Source organism: Streptomyces vulcanius (assembly GCF_042653945.1).
Taxonomy (GTDB): Bacteria; Actinomycetota; Actinomycetes; order Streptomycetales; family Streptomycetaceae; genus Streptomyces; species Streptomyces mangrovi.
The window spans coordinates 59,921-74,725 of record NZ_JBHSFK010000015.1 but is presented as its reverse complement, the minus strand read 5'-3'; the positions used below and the strand labels follow the sequence as shown (position 1 = coordinate 74,725).

The window sequence follows — 14,805 nt, the reverse complement described above, 5'->3', positions numbered from 1 at the left end:
GGGACCCGCTATGGGTGCGGAGACAGTGGATCTGCTGGTGATAGGTGGCGGCATGGCCGGTCTGTCGGCCGCCGCTCGCGTGGCCGCCGAGGGCGGCTCGGTAGTGCTGGTGGAGAAGGCGGAACGCCCCGGCGGCTCCGCCCGCTTCGCCGGTTTCGTATGGACCGCCCCGACCCTGGAGGAGCTGCGCCGGGTCAACCCGGACGGCGATCCCGAACTGGCCGCCGCCCTGGTGAACGGGTTCGCGGACGGCGTGGCGTGGATCCGGTCGCTCGGCGTGGAGTGCAGGCCGCCGGTACCCGTGCTCGGCTTCGGCCGCGGGCATCAGGTCGACACCAACCACTACCTCGACACGTGCGAACGGCTGATCCGCGACCGCGGTCAGGAAGTGCTGACCGGCACCCGGACCCGCTCCCTCGTCACGGAGAACGGCGTGGTCAAAGGAGCGGACTGTCTTCTGCCCGACGGATCGTCGCGCCGGATCGAGGCCACCTGGACCCTGCTCGCCACCGGCGGCTTCCAGGGGGATCCGAGCCTGCTCGCGGAGCACGTCCACCCCCAGGCCGCGGACATCGGGCTGCGGGCCAATCCACACAGTCGGGGCGACGGCCTCAGGCTCGGGCGCGGCGCGGGCGCGGCGTTCGGCAAGAAGGATGCGGGGTTCTACGGGCATCTGATGCCGGCGGGCGTCTCGCTGGCCGACTCGGCGCGATTTGTCGACCTCGCGCTCTACTACAGCGAGCACGCACTCCTGTTCGACACCACGGGCGAACGCTTCGTCGACGAGACCGTCGGGGACCATCTGACCACCATGGCTCTGCTGGAACGGCCGGGGGCCCGTGGCCTGCTGGTGGCCGACGCCCGGGTGCACCGCGAGTGGATCAGCGCGTCATACGTGGAGGGCATCCCCGGCGTCGACAAGTTCCAGCTGTGCCATCGCGCGGGCGCCCGCAGCGCGGTGGCGGACAGCCTGGAGGACTTCGCGTCGATGCCCGAGGAGTGGGGTTATCCGGGCGCCACGATCCGCGACCGGATCAAGGAGTTCAACGCCACCACGGGCTCGAACGGCGCGACGACGCCCGGCCGTTCGCTCGACCGCCGCCCACTCGACGAACCGCCGTTCTACGTCGTCGAGGCGGTCCCGGCGATCACGTTCACGTTCGGCGGCCTGCTGATCGACCGGCGGGCTCACGCCCTTTCCGCGCACTCGGCCGGGGGGCGTCCCGTACCCGGGCTGCTCGCGGCCGGCGCCGACGCTGGCGGACTGTACCGGCGAGCCTATGCGGGCGGCCTGGCGCCCGCCCTGGTGTTCGGCCTGGCAGCGGCACTGACCGCACTCGCGGAGACACCGACGGTCGTCGGGCACTGAGCCCCGGTCGGACGCTCGGGCGCAAATCCCGTGCACGAGGCTTGCCCGTCCGGCACCGGAGTGCCTAGCGTACTGAATTGAGTTCACTTTAACCCGCCGCACCGTGAGGTGGTCATGGTTCACGCACGCATGGCGCGAAAGCGCTCTTCCCCGAAGGAGGGACTGTGAGTCAGTTCCTGCTTGTCCTGGTCAGCGGTGTGGCCAGTGGAGCCGTGTACGGCCTCATGGGTCTGGGGCTGGTGATCATCTACCGGGCCACGGATGTCGTGAACTTCGCGATGGCCTCGCTGGCGACACTCGGTCTGTACGTCGCGGTCTCGCTCCATGATCGCGGTGTGGCGATGGCGCTCGGTGTCATCGCCGCCGTCGTGATCACCGTGGCGGCGGGTCTGGTGGTGCGTGAAGCGGTGATCAGGCCGCTGGGACAGGGGCAGCTGTTCTCCGCGCTCGTCGTGACGATGGGCGTGTCCCTGGTCGCGGAGAGCATGGCCGGATCCATCTGGGGCGATCAGCCGAAGGCCTTTCCCAACCTGGTCGACGGGACGGTGCGCTGGTCGGGCGCGGCGGTACCGGTCCAGAGCCTGGTGACGATCGCCGTCGCCGGTGTGGCGATGGCGCTGGTCGGCTATCTGTTCTCCCGTACCACGCTCGGCTCGGCCATGCGCGCCGTGGCCGAGTCGGCGGACACCGCCAACGTGGTCGGGCTGAGCGCCCAACGACTGGCCAGGATCTCCTGGGCGCTCGGCCTCGGTCTCGCCGCGCTCGCCGCCTGTCTGTACGCGCCACGCTCCGGACTGGTGCCGACGGCGCTCGTCGCCCCCCTGTTCCGGGCCTTCGCGGGCATCTTCCTCGGCGGCCTGACGAGCATGTACGGCGCCGTCCTCGGCGGACTGACCATCGGCGTCCTGGACAACCTGGCGGCGAACTACGTCTCCGCCAGCTTCCGGGACACGTTCGTGTTCTCGTTCACCGTGCTGGTGCTGCTGATCCGTCCGCAGGGCATGTTCGGCACCCGCACCTTCCAACGGGTCTGAGGGGTCGCATTTCATGGTCTTCAACCGTTCCCTCCTGGCGAAGGCCGCCCTGGGCCCGGCCGCCGGCGCGGTGCTCATGGCGTTCATGGCCTCCGGGGCGATCCCCGCGTACCAGATGTACTCGGTGGGGCTCGCGGCCGTGTACACGATCGTCGTGCTGTCGGTCGGCCTGCTCGCCGGCTGGTCAGGCATCTGGTCGGTGGGCCACCCCGCGTTCTTCGCGATCGGCGCCTACTTCGCCGCGTACGGCAGTGGCCACGACTGGCCCCTGGAAGCGGTGGTGCTCGGTGCCGTCGCCGCCGGTGCCGTCCTGGGCGGCTTCCTGGGGTACGCGGGTGCCAGGTTCTCGATGCTGTACATCGCCCTGCTGACCCTCGCGTTCACCACGGTGACCCTGGAACTGGTCAACCGCTGGAGCAGCGTGACCGGCGGCGACCAGGGAGTGCCGGTGATCCAGCTGCGCAGCGCCCTGGGCCTGGGCACCCTCCTGGGTGGCAGTGCCGACTCCCAGTACCTCGCGGTCGGGGCCGCCGCCGTGGTGCTGACGCTGGCCGTGCCGGCCGCCGCATCGGGGCTGCGGATGCGCCTGGTGGCCGCCAAGTCGCATCCCCTGGCGGCCCGTACGATCGGCATCGCGCCGGAGGCGCAGTCGTCGCTGTCGTTCGCGGTGAGCGGGGCCTGCGCGTGCTTCGGGGGCGTGCTGCTCGGTCTGCTCACCGGGTTCGTGAGCCCGGATCCGTTCTCGCTGAACTTCGGCATCTCACTGATCGCGGCGTGCGTGCTCGGCGGGGTCGGCACCATCCTCGGCGCCGTGGCCGGCGGCGTCTACCTCACCTGGAACCCCTCGCTCTCGTCCGCCGTCGGACTGCCCCAGCCGGTCGTGCAGGGCCTCGTACTGATCGCGGTGCTCCTCTTCCTCCCGGGGGGAGTCGTTCCGTTCCTCGCGGCGCCCGCGCGAAGCCTGCTGCGGCGCGCGCGGAGGCGCCCGGACGCCGCCCGGGGCCCGTCGGCCGCCCCCGAGGCCTCGGCGGACCTCTCGCCGCTGCCGCTCCCGTCCCGGGCCGCCGACGACGGACCCGTCCTGCTGAATCTGGAGCATGTGTCGGTCTCCTACGGCGGACTCAAGGCCCTGGAGGACGCCTCGCTGTCCCTCCGTCAGAACGAGATCCTGGGGGTCATCGGGCCCAACGGGGCTGGAAAGACAACCCTGTTGAACGCCCTGTCGGGGCTGACCGGCAACGGCAGGGTGAGCGGGACCGCCGACTTCGACGGCCGCCCGCTGATGAAGGCCAGGGCGACCGCGCGGCGCCGGCTGGGCATCGGCCGCACGTTCCAGCACGCCGAGGTCTTCTCCGAACTCACCGTCGCGGAGAACGTGTTGTGCACCCGCCGCTGGATCACCGCCCGGGACCGGGCCGACGTCGCGCGGCTGCTGCACTCCGTCGGTCTCGCGGAGGTGGCCGACCGCCGCCCCGGGGAACTGCCGTTCGGCCTCCAGAAGCGCCTCGACCTGGCCCGCGCGATGGCCGAGGAACCGAAGCTGCTGATCCTCGACGAGCCGTTCGGCGGCCTCGACGCGGGTGAACGGGCCCTGCTCGCACGGCATATCAAGCGGCTGCACGCCGACGGCACGGCCGTGGTGGTCATCGACCACGTCCTCGACGACCTCTTCTCCGTCGCCCAGCGGGTGCTCGCGTTCGACTTCGGCCGCACGATCGGCGAGGGCACCCCCGACACCGTCCTGCAGGATCCGAAAGTCCGGTCGTCGTACCTGGGATCGGTCGAAGGGAGGACCCGGCCGCCCGAGCGCGGGGGTGACCGGAGCATGATCGGCCTGCGGAAGGTCGGCCACACGTACGGCGGCGTGGTCGCCCTGCGCGACGTCGGCCTCGACGTCCGCCAGGGGATCATGCTGGGCGTCGCCGGAGCCAACGGAGCGGGCAAGAGCACGCTGGCCGGTGTCCTGCACGGCTCACTCAAACCCGCCCGGGGCGCCCGGGAGACGGACGGCGCCGTCCGCACCAGCCTGGCGCCCGAGGGTCGGGCCCTGTTCAAGACGCTGTCCCTGCGCGAGAACCTCGAAGTCGCGGCGTACGCGGCGGGCATCACCGGCGCGCCCCTGCGGGAACGGCTGGAGGAGACCGTCGAGTGGCTGCCGGTACGGCTGCGCGACCGGTTGTCCGCACCCGCCGGCGGGCTGTCCGGCGGAGAGCAGCAGATGCTGGCCATCGCCCGGGCGCTGATCGTCCGGCCGGACGTCCTGATCGTCGACGAACCGGCACTCGGGCTGGCCCCCGCCCTGGTCGACGAGGTCTACGACCGGCTGGCCAGGCTGGCCCACGACGGTCTGACGGTCGTACTGCTCGAACAGCTGCTCAGCCGGGCCATGTCCGTCTGCCACGAGGTGGTCGTACTGCACGAGGGTGCCGTCGCCGCCCACGGGCGGCCGGACGACCCGGCGTTCGCTTCCCTGGCGGAAGCGGCGTACTTCAGCGGCGCCCACGAAGCGGCCGCCAAAACCGCGGCGACCCCCGCCCGCACTCCCCAAGTGAACTGAAAATCCCGTACTGAACGAGGTGTACCGTGTTCCGGACCATCAGAAGATTCCGCCGCGCCGCGGGAACGGCGGCTGTCCTGGCCGCAGTGGCGCTGACCGCCAACGCGTGCGCGGGTCAGGACGAGGCGGGCGCCGGCGACGGCAGTTCGTCGGAGATCCACATCGGCGCGTGGCTGCCCCTGACCGGTGCCACCGCCTCGTACGGCGTGCCGGAGAAGGCGGGCGCCGACGCCTACTTCAAGATGATCAACGCGCAGGGGGGCATCAACGGACGCAAGGTCCGGTGGACCGTCAAGGACAACGCGGCCGACCCGCAGCAGACCGTGCAGATCGCACGCGAACTCGTCGGCCAGGACAAGGTCGTGGCCATCGTGAACGCGAACGGCACCTCCCAGGCGGAGGCCGCCTTCCCGTTCGTCCTCAACCAGTCCAAGGTTCCGATCCTCAACGAGGTGGGCGGCAGCGAGGCCTGGTACAAGCCGCCGCGCCCCGGCCTGTTCGGCACCCAGACCCTCTACGAGGACCAGGCCGCGGCGATCGCCGCATGGGCGGTCAAGGACGGCGCGAAGAAGATCCTCGTCGTGCACAGTGACCCGGCCGCGTTCGTGAACGTGGCCAAGCAGGTCGAGCCCGTCGCGAAGAAGGTGGACCCCTCGGTCGAGGTCGACCGGCTGCCCGTCAAGTACCAGACCACCGACTACACGCCCGTGATCAGCAAGGTGAAGGCCGCGAAGACCCAGGCGGTGATCCTGATCCTCACCTCCCCCGAGGCGGCCGCCTTCCTCAAGGAGGCCAAGCTCCAGGGACTCTCGTTGCCCACCTACGCCTACGCGCCGGTGGCCGCCGAGTCGACGGTCTCGCTGGCCAAGGACGCCGCCGAGGGCCTCAAGGCCGTACAGCTGGTGAAGGCGCCCTCGGATCCGGACCCCGCGGTGAAGGAGTACCGGACCGCGATGGCCAAGTACGAGCCGGGGCAGGACGCCGGATTCCTCGCCCTGTGGGGCTGGAGCAACGCGAAGGTGTTCGCCGAGATCGCGAAGACCATCAAGGGCCCCGTCACGTCCCAGACCATCAGCGCGGCCTACCAGAAGGCGTCCGACGTGGACCCGGGTGTTTCGCCGGTGATGAACTTCAGCGCGAGCAACCACCTCGGCACGCGCAGTGTGCAGCAGGTGGTCGTGAAGAACGGCGTCTGGACATCCGTGGGCGACTTCTACACACCCCCGGCACGCGACTGAGCGCCGCCGCGGCGGCGGCCGCAACGGGCTGACGATCCTGTTGCGCAGGTCGTCCCGGCCGGGGGCTGGGTTTCCTCTCCCCCGGCCGGGACGGGCGCTCGGGCGTCAGGACGGGATCAGCGCTCGTGAGGTCCCGTCCGTAACCGGATCCCGTGATCACGGGCCGAAGATCTCCTCGCGGGCGGCTTCGGCTCCTTCGGGTACGTCGACCAGCACGGTCGGGACCACGAAGTAGCGGGGCCGCCGATGGCCCCGCCTCCTGTCGCGACGCGGACGCCTTCGGACTTCGCACGGTCCAGGTACCCCGTGGCCCATGAACAACCCCGTCGCCTGCTGCGCACGGAGGCCGGCCGCAACCCCCACGACAAGGGCCTGACCGACCTCGTCGGTGAACTCGTCACCCGCAGCGAGGACTTCCGTTCGGCTTGGGCCCGGCACGACGTGCGCCTCTCCTACAGCGGCCAGAAGCACTTCCGCCACCCCGTCGTCGGCGACCTCACTCCCGGCTTCGACGCCATGCAGCTGCCGGCCCAGCCCGCGCTGAGCCTGACGGTCATGACTGCCGAAAGCAGGCACGGCCGTCGAGGACTCCCTGAAGCTACTGGCCAGTTGGGCAGCCACCGACGAGGCGCAGCCCAAGGAGGTTTCCGTGCCAGGCGAGGGTGAGTTCGCCGACGACCAGGGCTCCTTGTCGTGGGGGTTGCGGTCCGCCTCCGGTGTGCGGCACGTTCACAGTCATGTCGGCGATGAGGTCCCAGCCGGGGTAGAGGCGACGGGCCTCAGGGTCCGGAAACCGGAAGCGGGCCGTGTTCGGCGGCCGGGTGCCGACTCCGGTGGGGCGGCGGCGGACGCCCCTGAGGCGGGCCCGGTCCCCCGCATCGGCCTGTCACCCCAGGTAGGCGGGGGCAACGGCGGACGTCATCAGTCGGCGGGCCGTGCCGGTGCCGTCGGCGGGGACGGTCCACAGGTCCGAGCCGTAGTCGCCGGGGAGGGCGTAGACGAGGGTGGAGTCGCCGGCCCACAGGGCCTGGTCGTCGATGTTGCGCCGCTCGGCGGTCGCCGTCTCCTTCATGGTGCGCAGGTCGAGGACATACAGGCGCCAAGGCGCGTCGGGTGAGGCTCCCTTGACGCGTTTCTTGTAGGCGATCCGGGTGCCGTCGGGCGAGAGGGAGGGGCATTCGACGTTGCGGTGCAGGGTGGTGAGGGTGCGTGCGCCGACGTCGCCCCGCACGAGGTAGGTCTGGCCGCCGGTCGCCAGCGTGGCGTAGAAGCGGGTGTCGTCGGCGAAGGTGACGCCCCAGATGTTGGTGTCGGCGGCGTGGTAGGGGCGGCCGTCCTTGGTGACGTGGAAGGTCTCCAGGTTGTCGTCGATCGCCCAGGTGCGGGTGTCGACGATGGCGGTGCGGGTGGAGAAGTCGGTGCCGGCATAGGAGTCTCCGCTGACGAACACCGTCCAGGCCACCATGTGCCCGGAGGGCGAGACCCGGGCCCGGGTGGGGATGCCCGCTGCCGGGAAGTGGTGCAGTTCGTGCAGGTGCGAGTCGAGGACCACCGCCCGGTAGCTGTCCTCCAGTGCGCCGTGCACGGCCTGCAGACAGATGCCGGTGCCGGCCGCCGCGTGGAAGCGCAGGCACTTGACGCCGGACGCGGTGCGCGGGCCCTGCGGGTGGTCGGCGGGCACGGTGGCGATCTCGTCACGGTGCGGGCCCCAGGCCAGGTTGCGCACCAGCAGCCGGCGACCACTCGACGGCTGGAGGGAGACGGTCCCGGCCCGCACGGTCGGCCCGTCCGCCTGCTGCTCGTCGCGCATGCCCGCCCGGTGGGCGGCGTGCAGCACCGCACCGGTACCGACGGTCCCCAGCAGCAGCACGGCGGCCAGCAGGATCACAAGGCGGGTGGTTCTGGTCATGCGGGCACCTCATCGGTGGTGCGGAGGAGGAACGAGGCCACGACCGCGCTGACGGCCAGGGCGACGGCGGTGACGGCCAGCGCGGTGTGACCGCCCCACAGGGTCCAGGCGGCGCCGAAGGCGAGCGAGCAGGCGAACCGTGCCAGCGCCTGGCCGGTGCCGACCAGCGCCTGCCCGGCACCCTGGTGCCGCGCCGGGACGGCGCCCGCGGTGGCGGCCGCGAGGACTCCGTCGGTGGCCGCGTAGAAGGTGCCGTGCAGCACGAGGACGGCGATCACGGCCGGGACACCGTGCCAGGGGCTGAGGACCAGGCCGTAGCCGAGCAGCAGGACGCCGTGGCCGGCGAGGAAGAGCCAGCGGCGGTTGATGCGGTCGGCGAGTGCGCCGAGCGGGACGGCGAGGGTCAGGAAGACGGCGGCGGTACCGAGAGGCAGCAGCGGGAACAGGTGGGCGGGCAGGGCCCCTTCGCGCTGGAGCAGCAGATACAGGAAGGAGTCGCTGACGGTGGTCAGGCCGAGCAGCGCGGCGCACAGGGTGAGCCGGCGCAGTTGCGGGCGGCGCAGCAGCCCGAACGCGTCCAGCAGGGTCGGCGGGCGGTCCGGCTCGGGCAGCCGTACGGGGGCTGCGGCGGGGATGACGCGGCCTGGCACGAAGAGCACCAGAACCATGACCCCGAGCATGGCGACGCAGGCGCTGACCGCGAAGACGGCGTCGTAGCCGTCGACGGTGGCCCGCAGTACGGCGAAGGCGACGAGCGGGCCGAGCAGCGCGCCGGTGGTGTCCATGGCGCGGTGCACCCCGAACGCCCGTCCCCTGCGCGCCGGTTCGGTGGCCAGCGAGATCATCGCGTCCCGGGGGGCCGTCCGCAGCCCCTTGCCGGTGCGGTCGGCCGCGAGAACGACGCTGATCACGGGAAGGGTGTGCGCGAGCAGCAGCAGCGGCTTGCACACCGCCGACAGGCCGTAGCCGAGGCCCGCGACAACCTTGTGCCGGCGGCCTCCGCGGTCGGCGAGGTGTCCGCCGGCCAGCCGGACCAGGGCCCCGACGCCGTTGTTGATGCCGTCGAGCAGCCCGAACCCGAGCGGCGAGAGGCCGAGGCCCGCGACCACGTAGAGCGGAAGGACGGCGGTGACCATCTCCGAGGAGACGTCGGTGATCAGGCTGACCGCACCCAGGGCCAGCACGGTGCCGGGCACGGCGGCCGGCCGCCGCCCCGGACGGGTGTCCGGGACGACGGCGGCCTTGGTGCTGCGGGAGTCCGCGAGATACACGGGCGTCAGTTCCAGATGCCGGTGATGTCGGACGCCGAGGCGGCGTTGCCCGCGTGCGCGCTCAGACCGGCCAGGTCCTCCACGGTGCGCAGCACGTTGTAGTGGTTGTAGGTGGTGGAGCTGGAGCTGCCGGGCGTGACGTGCTGCCCGTAGAAGAGGGTGGGGATGCGGTTGCCGGAGAGCTTGTTGTCCTCGTCGAAGGTGACGGCGAGGATGCTGTTGTGGGTCTTGGCCCAGGTGGCGTACGCGCCCAGGTTGTTCTTGATCCAGGTGTCGCCCGTGGAGACCGAGCAGTCGTGCATGTCACTGCACAGGTTCGGGGTGACGAAGGAGACCTTCGGCAGGGTCGTGTAGTCGGTCGGGAACTGCGCGAACGTCTTCGCGGTGCTCGTCGGCACGTTGGAGAAGCCGAACCACGGGTTGTGCTTCTGTGCGTAGTTGCCGCTGCTGCAGGTCGTCGAACCCTGGCTGGGCAGCGACTCGTTGTAGCTCGCCCACGTCTTCCCCGCGGCGATCAGCTCGGAGGCGATGTTGGGCGTGGAGATGGAGCCGACACCGACACAACTGTCGTCGGTACGGCCCTGGTTGGAGCCCGAGAACAGCATGTAGTAGTTCGGCTCGCTGGGGTGGGTGAGACCGTAGGACTGGGTGAGGCTCGCGCCACCCGCCTTGAGGGTGTTGTTGAGGTACGGGGCGCTGGAGCTGCCGATCACCTGCGAGTAGGCGTGGTTCTCCATCACCACGACCACCACGTGGTCGGGGGCGGGGAGCGCGGCGGCTTGCGCGGTGGAGGCCGTGGCAGCCCACACGCCGATCGACGTGGCGGTGAGGGCGACAGCCCCGGCGAGGGCGGTGAGGGGGTGTCTGGTGCGCTGGGGAGCCTTGACGGCGGCCATAACTGTCCTCCGGACAGAGCGACGGAAGTACACGGCGGTACGGGGAGCGGCGCCGCAACCATAGGAGCCCCAGGCCGGCCATGAGTGAAGGGCAGACGAACGGTGAACCCCGCCAGGCAAAGGTCCCACCAGACACAGGTCACACACAGCAAAAGTCAGGGCTGGTCGTCGTTGAGGGAAGGGACGAGAAGACGTGGATGTGTATGAAGCGGTGGACAGTCGACGGGCTGTGCGGGCGTTCAGCGATGAGCCGGTGTCCAAGGAGGTACTCGAACGCGTGCTGGCCGCGGCGACGCGGGCTCCGTCGAGTGGGAACCTCCAGCCGTGGCACCTGTTTGTCGTGACGGGTGAGCCCCTGACCGAGTTGAAGGGGCGCGCCACGGCCAGGGCACTGGCGGGTGACCCGGGTGATGAGCGGGAGTATCCGATGTACCCGGCCGGTCTGACCTCGCCGTATCTGGACCGCTTTTCCGCTGCGGCCGCCCAGCGGTACGAAGCGCTGGGCGTCGAGCGTGACGACCCCGACCGGCCCGTGAAGATGGCCGCCTTGAACTCGGAGGCGTTCGGGGCGCCGGTCGTACTGTTCTGCTATCTCGACCGGACGATGGGGCCCGGACAGTGGGGGGACGCGGGGATGTACCTGCAGACGGTCATGCTGTTGCTGAGGGCGGAAGGGCTGCACAGCTGCCCCCAGGTGATGTGGACCATGTACCGCGAGACGGTCAGCCAGACGGTCGGAGCCGATGACGGGCTCGTACTGTTCTGCGGTGTTGCCGTGGGATTCGAGAAGGAAGGCGTGCCACGGCTGCGTACCGGGCGAGCGGAGATGACAGAAACAGTGAGCTTCATCGGTGTGTGAAATCCACTCCTGTTACGTCTAGCAGGCGAGTGCCGTGAGGTCGACGGCGTCGGCCATCGCCTGCATCCCCTTGTCGTTGGGGTGGATGTGGTCGCCGCCGTCGAGGAACGGCAGGATCCGCTCGGGGTCGTAGGGGCTGCGCAGAATACGGTCGAAGTCGGTCACGGCGTCGAACTCCCCGCTGTTCCTGATGAAGGCGTTGACGTCCTGCCGTACGGACTCGGCGGCCGGATCCCATTCCGGCCAGCCCTTGAAGGGGGCCACGGTGGCGCCGATGACGCACTTCCCCGCCGCGTGTGCCCGCCGGACGATCTCCCGGTAGCCGGCGATCATGTCCTCTGCGGTCACTCCCGTGTGTGCCTTGATGTCGTTGACGCCCTCGAAGAGGAACACCGTCCGCACGCCGGGGTGGGACAGCACGTCCCGCTGGAGCCGGTTCAGCGCGCTCAGGCCTGCCCCGTCCGCCAGGACCTTGTTGCCGGATATCCCCGCGTTGGCGACGCCCTTGACCGCGGTGTCCGCCTGTCCGAGCCGGCGGGCGAGGTAGTCGGGCCAGCGGCGGTTCAGGTCCGTGGTGGACTGCCAGCCGTCGGTGATGGAGTCGCCGAGCTCGACCACCGCGCCCGTCGCCTCGCTCGTCCGCACGGACACGGCGTCCAGGTAGAACCACGAGCCGGTGGTCCCGCCGGTGCTCCCGGTCCAGTGGTCGGCGCTCTCCTCGGCGGTGTGGTCGCCCTGAGTCGTGTACGACGTCTGCATCGCCATCCCGTGACCGCTCGCGGGACCCGCCGCGTCCGGTGAGTGCAGGCTGACCACCAGGTCGGTCGCGGCGGGCAGCCGGCCGGGCAGCGCGTCGCTGATCGCGGTCGCCCCCGCCGGGACGGTCACGGAGCCGGCGCCGTCGAAGCCGAGCCGCCGGTTGCTGCCCGGCACCAGTGCCGCGCCCTGCTGCCGGATGCCCGCATAGACGCTGTCGAAGGTCACCGGCCGGTCGCCGAAGGCGTTCGTCAGCCGGATCCGCAGGTCGCTCCCGCCGACGCTGGTCCGGACGACGAGGCGGTAGCCGCGGTCGGCGACGCCGTCCCCCATCCGGTCGGCGGAGGCCGCCCAGGTGACGACGTCGTGCCGGGAGTCCGCCGCGTGCGCGACCGCCGCCGGGACGGCCTGGAGCACCAGGAGCAGCGTGGCGGAGAGCAGAACAGCGGCGAACCGGCGAACCCGGACCCGGCCCCGGACCCGCCATGCGGTCACCGGCGTCACCGGCATCACTGGCGTCATCGGGTGAAGCCCTTCAGGGTGACGGACCGTCCCGGCCGCAGGTCCACCGTCCGGGACGTCCCCGCGTACGTCACCGCCGTTCTCCGGCCGCCGACGCTGCGCACCGTCGCCGAGGTGGGTCTGCCGTCCCGCCAGCGCAGGTCGACGACGAAACCGCCGCGCGCGGGCAGGCCGGTGACGTAACCGGAGGCGGCCCAGGCGTCGGGGAGGGCGGGAAGCAGGTCCAGGTGCCCGGGGCGGGAGTGGAGGAGCATCTCGGCCATCGCGGCCGGGGTGCCGAAGTTGGCGTCGATCTGGAAGATGCCGCGGCCCCGCTCGACCTCGTAGATGTCGAAGAGGTTGAAGGCGGTGCCGTTGCCGCCGCCGGTCGACGGGCGCAGGTTCGTCACGACCAGTTCGTAGGCGTTCTCCGCGTTCTTCAGACGGGCCCAGCACAGGGCGCGCCAGGCGTTCGCCCAGCCGAAGCTGTTCATGCCGCGCGCGGTGAGGAGGGCGGTGGCGCCGTCGACGATCTCCTTCGGGGTGGAGCCGTCGGGGCGGATGCGGTCGCCGGGGAACAGGCCGACGAGCGGGGAGAGATGCCGGTGGGTGGTCTCCCCCAGGTTGTCGGGCGACATCCACTCCTCGAGCCAGCCGGTCTCCGGGCTCACCTGCGGCAGGTACAGCCGCTCGCGCAGGCCCGCGACGGTGTCCGCGTAGGCGGCGTCCCTGCCCAGTTCCGCCGCTGCGGTGGCGTAGTGGCCGAACAGCTCCCACACGAGTTCCTGCGCGTATGTGATGCCCTTGGCGTCCAGCGGGCCGTGTTCGGGCGACCAGTCGCTGTCGGCGACGAGGACCTCGCGCGAGGTGCCGGGGAGCGTCGTGGTGAGCAGCCGTGCCTCCCAGAACTCGCAAGCGCCCTTCAACAGCGGGTAGATCTTGTCCAGATGGGTGCGGGAGCGGGTGAACTCGTAGTGTTCCCAGAGGGTGTTGGCGAGCCAGGCGTTGCCCGCCGGGTGCCACCACCAGCCCATGCCGCCGTGCGGGTTGGTGGAGATCGCGACGGTCCAACCGGCGTTCTTGCCAGTGGAGTTGCGGTAGCGGTTGCGCGGATCGTTGAACAGGGAGCGGGTGAGCGCGGTCCAGGACGGCAGTTGGGCGAGGCAGTAGTCGGTGAGGGCGTCGAAGCACGGAGACAGGCCGGTGCGGTCGGCCATCCAGTAGTTCATCTGGAGGTTGATGTCGGTGTGGTAATCGCCCATCCAGTCGGGGTCGTTGCCGTCGAGCCACAGCCCCTGGAGGTTGAGGGGAAGACTGCCACGCGACCCGGAGATCATCAGGTATCGGCCGAACTGGAGGTATGCCGCCTCGAGTTCGGGATCCGGCGTCCTGTCGCGGGCGCGTGCCGTGAGCCGCTCCCAGGTGTCCAGGGCACGCTGTTCGGCGGTCGATGTGCCGAGCGAGAGGTCGAGCCGGCCGTAGAGGGCGCCGTAGTCGGCGGCGTGGGTGCGCAGCAGGGTGGCGGCCGGGTGGGCGGCGGCCGCGCGAACCTTCGTACGGGCCAGCTTCTCGGGGTCGAGGGAGGGATCGCGGTACTGCGCCTCGGCGTCCGGTGCGTAGTTGGTGCCGCCGCTGACCACCACCGTGAGGTCCGTGCAGCCCGAGAAGTCGACGCGTGTCCCGTTCACCCGGACCCGGCCGCCTCTTCCGTGCGCGGTGACGGCGGCGCCGTAGCGCAGGCCGCCCGGGAAGGACGCGCCGAACGACTCCGCCCTCGTCCGGGTCTCGCCGTGTGTGCCGTCCAGGGTCACGGACCCGGTGTAGTGACCGCCGCCGCTCTGGGTGAAGTGCAGGACGATCACGTCGTCGGGACGGCTGGCGAAGATCCGCCGCCGGTACGTCACCCCGGAGCGGACGTACGTCGTCGTGAGCACGGCCTGGGAGAGGTCGAGGGTGCGGCGGTAGCCGTTGACGCCGGACAGGTCGTGGTCGGGAATGTCCACGGTGAGCCGGGCGAGCAGGGTGAAGGAGCCGAAGTCGGCCCGCCCGTAAGGGAATTGGCCGTCGGAGTCCAGCTCGTCGTTGAGACCGCCGGTCCACATCGTGGCGTCGGTGATCAGCAGCAGCTCACGGCCGGGGTCGTTGCTCGCCAGGGCGCCGAGGCGGCCGTTGCCGACGGGCAGCCCCTGCTCGATCATGGAGTGCTCGTCGGCGGGAGCCTGCCACCACAGTGTGTGGCGGGAGGTGTCGGTGGGCGACGGCGCGTCGGTGGGACGCCGGGGTGCGGCGGAGGCGGTGAAGGTGGGCAGCCCGGCGAGGGCCGCGGTGAGGGAGGCGGCGAGGAGGGTGCGTCTGCCGGGGTCTGTCGGGTGGGGGTTCATGGCGGCTCCGGAGATCTGCGGGCCCGGCGCGGGG

General features: G+C 71.0%; 11 protein-coding genes. 6 read left to right on the top strand and 5 right to left on the bottom strand.

Annotated elements, in window-relative coordinates:
* Positions 1-10 precede the first annotated feature (10 nt).
* From ACFPIH_RS23435 to ACFPIH_RS23415, 5 genes are all read left to right on the top strand, one after another.
* The gene (locus ACFPIH_RS23435; protein WP_381175018.1) at positions 11-1,369 is read left to right on the top strand and encodes an FAD-dependent oxidoreductase; all 1,359 of its coding nucleotides are present in this window, start codon (positions 11-13) and stop codon (positions 1,367-1,369) included.
* Positions 1,370-1,533: 164 nt separating this feature from the next.
* Positions 1,534-2,403, top strand: a complete 870-nt coding sequence (locus ACFPIH_RS23430) for a branched-chain amino acid ABC transporter permease (protein ID WP_381175020.1) — start codon at positions 1,534-1,536, stop codon at positions 2,401-2,403.
* A 13-nt stretch (positions 2,404-2,416) separates the two neighbouring features.
* The gene (locus ACFPIH_RS23425; RefSeq protein WP_381175023.1) at positions 2,417-4,960 is read left to right on the top strand and encodes an ATP-binding cassette domain-containing protein; all 2,544 of its coding nucleotides are present in this window, start codon (positions 2,417-2,419) and stop codon (positions 4,958-4,960) included.
* A 26-nt stretch (positions 4,961-4,986) separates the two neighbouring features.
* Positions 4,987-6,198, top strand: a complete 1,212-nt coding sequence (locus ACFPIH_RS23420) for an ABC transporter substrate-binding protein (protein ID WP_381175025.1) — start codon at positions 4,987-4,989, stop codon at positions 6,196-6,198.
* 306 nt (positions 6,199-6,504) lie between these two features.
* Positions 6,505-6,864 carry an MmyB family transcriptional regulator gene (locus tag ACFPIH_RS23415; RefSeq protein WP_381175027.1) on the top strand — a complete coding sequence of 120 codons (360 nt, stop codon included), beginning with the start codon at positions 6,505-6,507 and terminating at the stop codon, positions 6,862-6,864.
* A gap of 220 nt (positions 6,865-7,084) precedes the next feature.
* On the opposite strand, the gene ACFPIH_RS23410 is transcribed toward ACFPIH_RS23415, so the two are convergent.
* From ACFPIH_RS23410 to ACFPIH_RS23400, 3 genes are read right to left on the bottom strand one after another with little or no spacing between them, the layout of a single operon-like run.
* On the bottom strand, positions 7,085-8,107 hold the full coding sequence (locus tag ACFPIH_RS23410; protein ID WP_381175029.1) for a TolB family protein: 1,023 nt from the start codon (positions 8,105-8,107) through the stop codon (positions 7,085-7,087).
* Positions 8,104-9,378: an MFS transporter gene (locus ACFPIH_RS23405; protein WP_381175031.1), complete on the bottom strand. Its 1,275-nt coding sequence runs from the start codon at positions 9,376-9,378 to the stop codon at positions 8,104-8,106. Before ACFPIH_RS23405 ends, ACFPIH_RS23410 begins: the two co-directional genes overlap by 4 nt.
* Before the next feature lie 5 nt (positions 9,379-9,383).
* Complete coding sequence (locus ACFPIH_RS23400) at positions 9,384-10,274, bottom strand: alkaline phosphatase family protein (protein WP_381175033.1); 891 nt, start codon at positions 10,272-10,274, stop codon at positions 9,384-9,386.
* A gap of 193 nt (positions 10,275-10,467) precedes the next feature.
* Between ACFPIH_RS23400 and ACFPIH_RS23395 the strand changes: the two genes are divergently transcribed.
* Positions 10,468-11,133 (top strand): nitroreductase, encoded by a 666-nt coding sequence (locus ACFPIH_RS23395; RefSeq protein ID WP_381175035.1) that lies wholly within the window; start codon positions 10,468-10,470, stop codon positions 11,131-11,133.
* An 18-nt stretch (positions 11,134-11,151) separates the two neighbouring features.
* Here the strand turns inward: ACFPIH_RS23395 and ACFPIH_RS23390 are convergent, their stop codons facing one another.
* Positions 11,152-12,411 carry an SGNH/GDSL hydrolase family protein gene (locus ACFPIH_RS23390; protein ID WP_381175037.1) on the bottom strand — a complete coding sequence of 420 codons (1,260 nt, stop codon included), beginning with the start codon at positions 12,409-12,411 and terminating at the stop codon, positions 11,152-11,154.
* Complete coding sequence (locus ACFPIH_RS23385; protein WP_381175039.1) at positions 12,408-14,771, bottom strand: glycosyl hydrolase family 95 catalytic domain-containing protein; 2,364 nt, start codon at positions 14,769-14,771, stop codon at positions 12,408-12,410. Before ACFPIH_RS23385 ends, ACFPIH_RS23390 begins: the two co-directional genes overlap by 4 nt.
* Positions 14,772-14,805 lie beyond the last annotated feature (34 nt).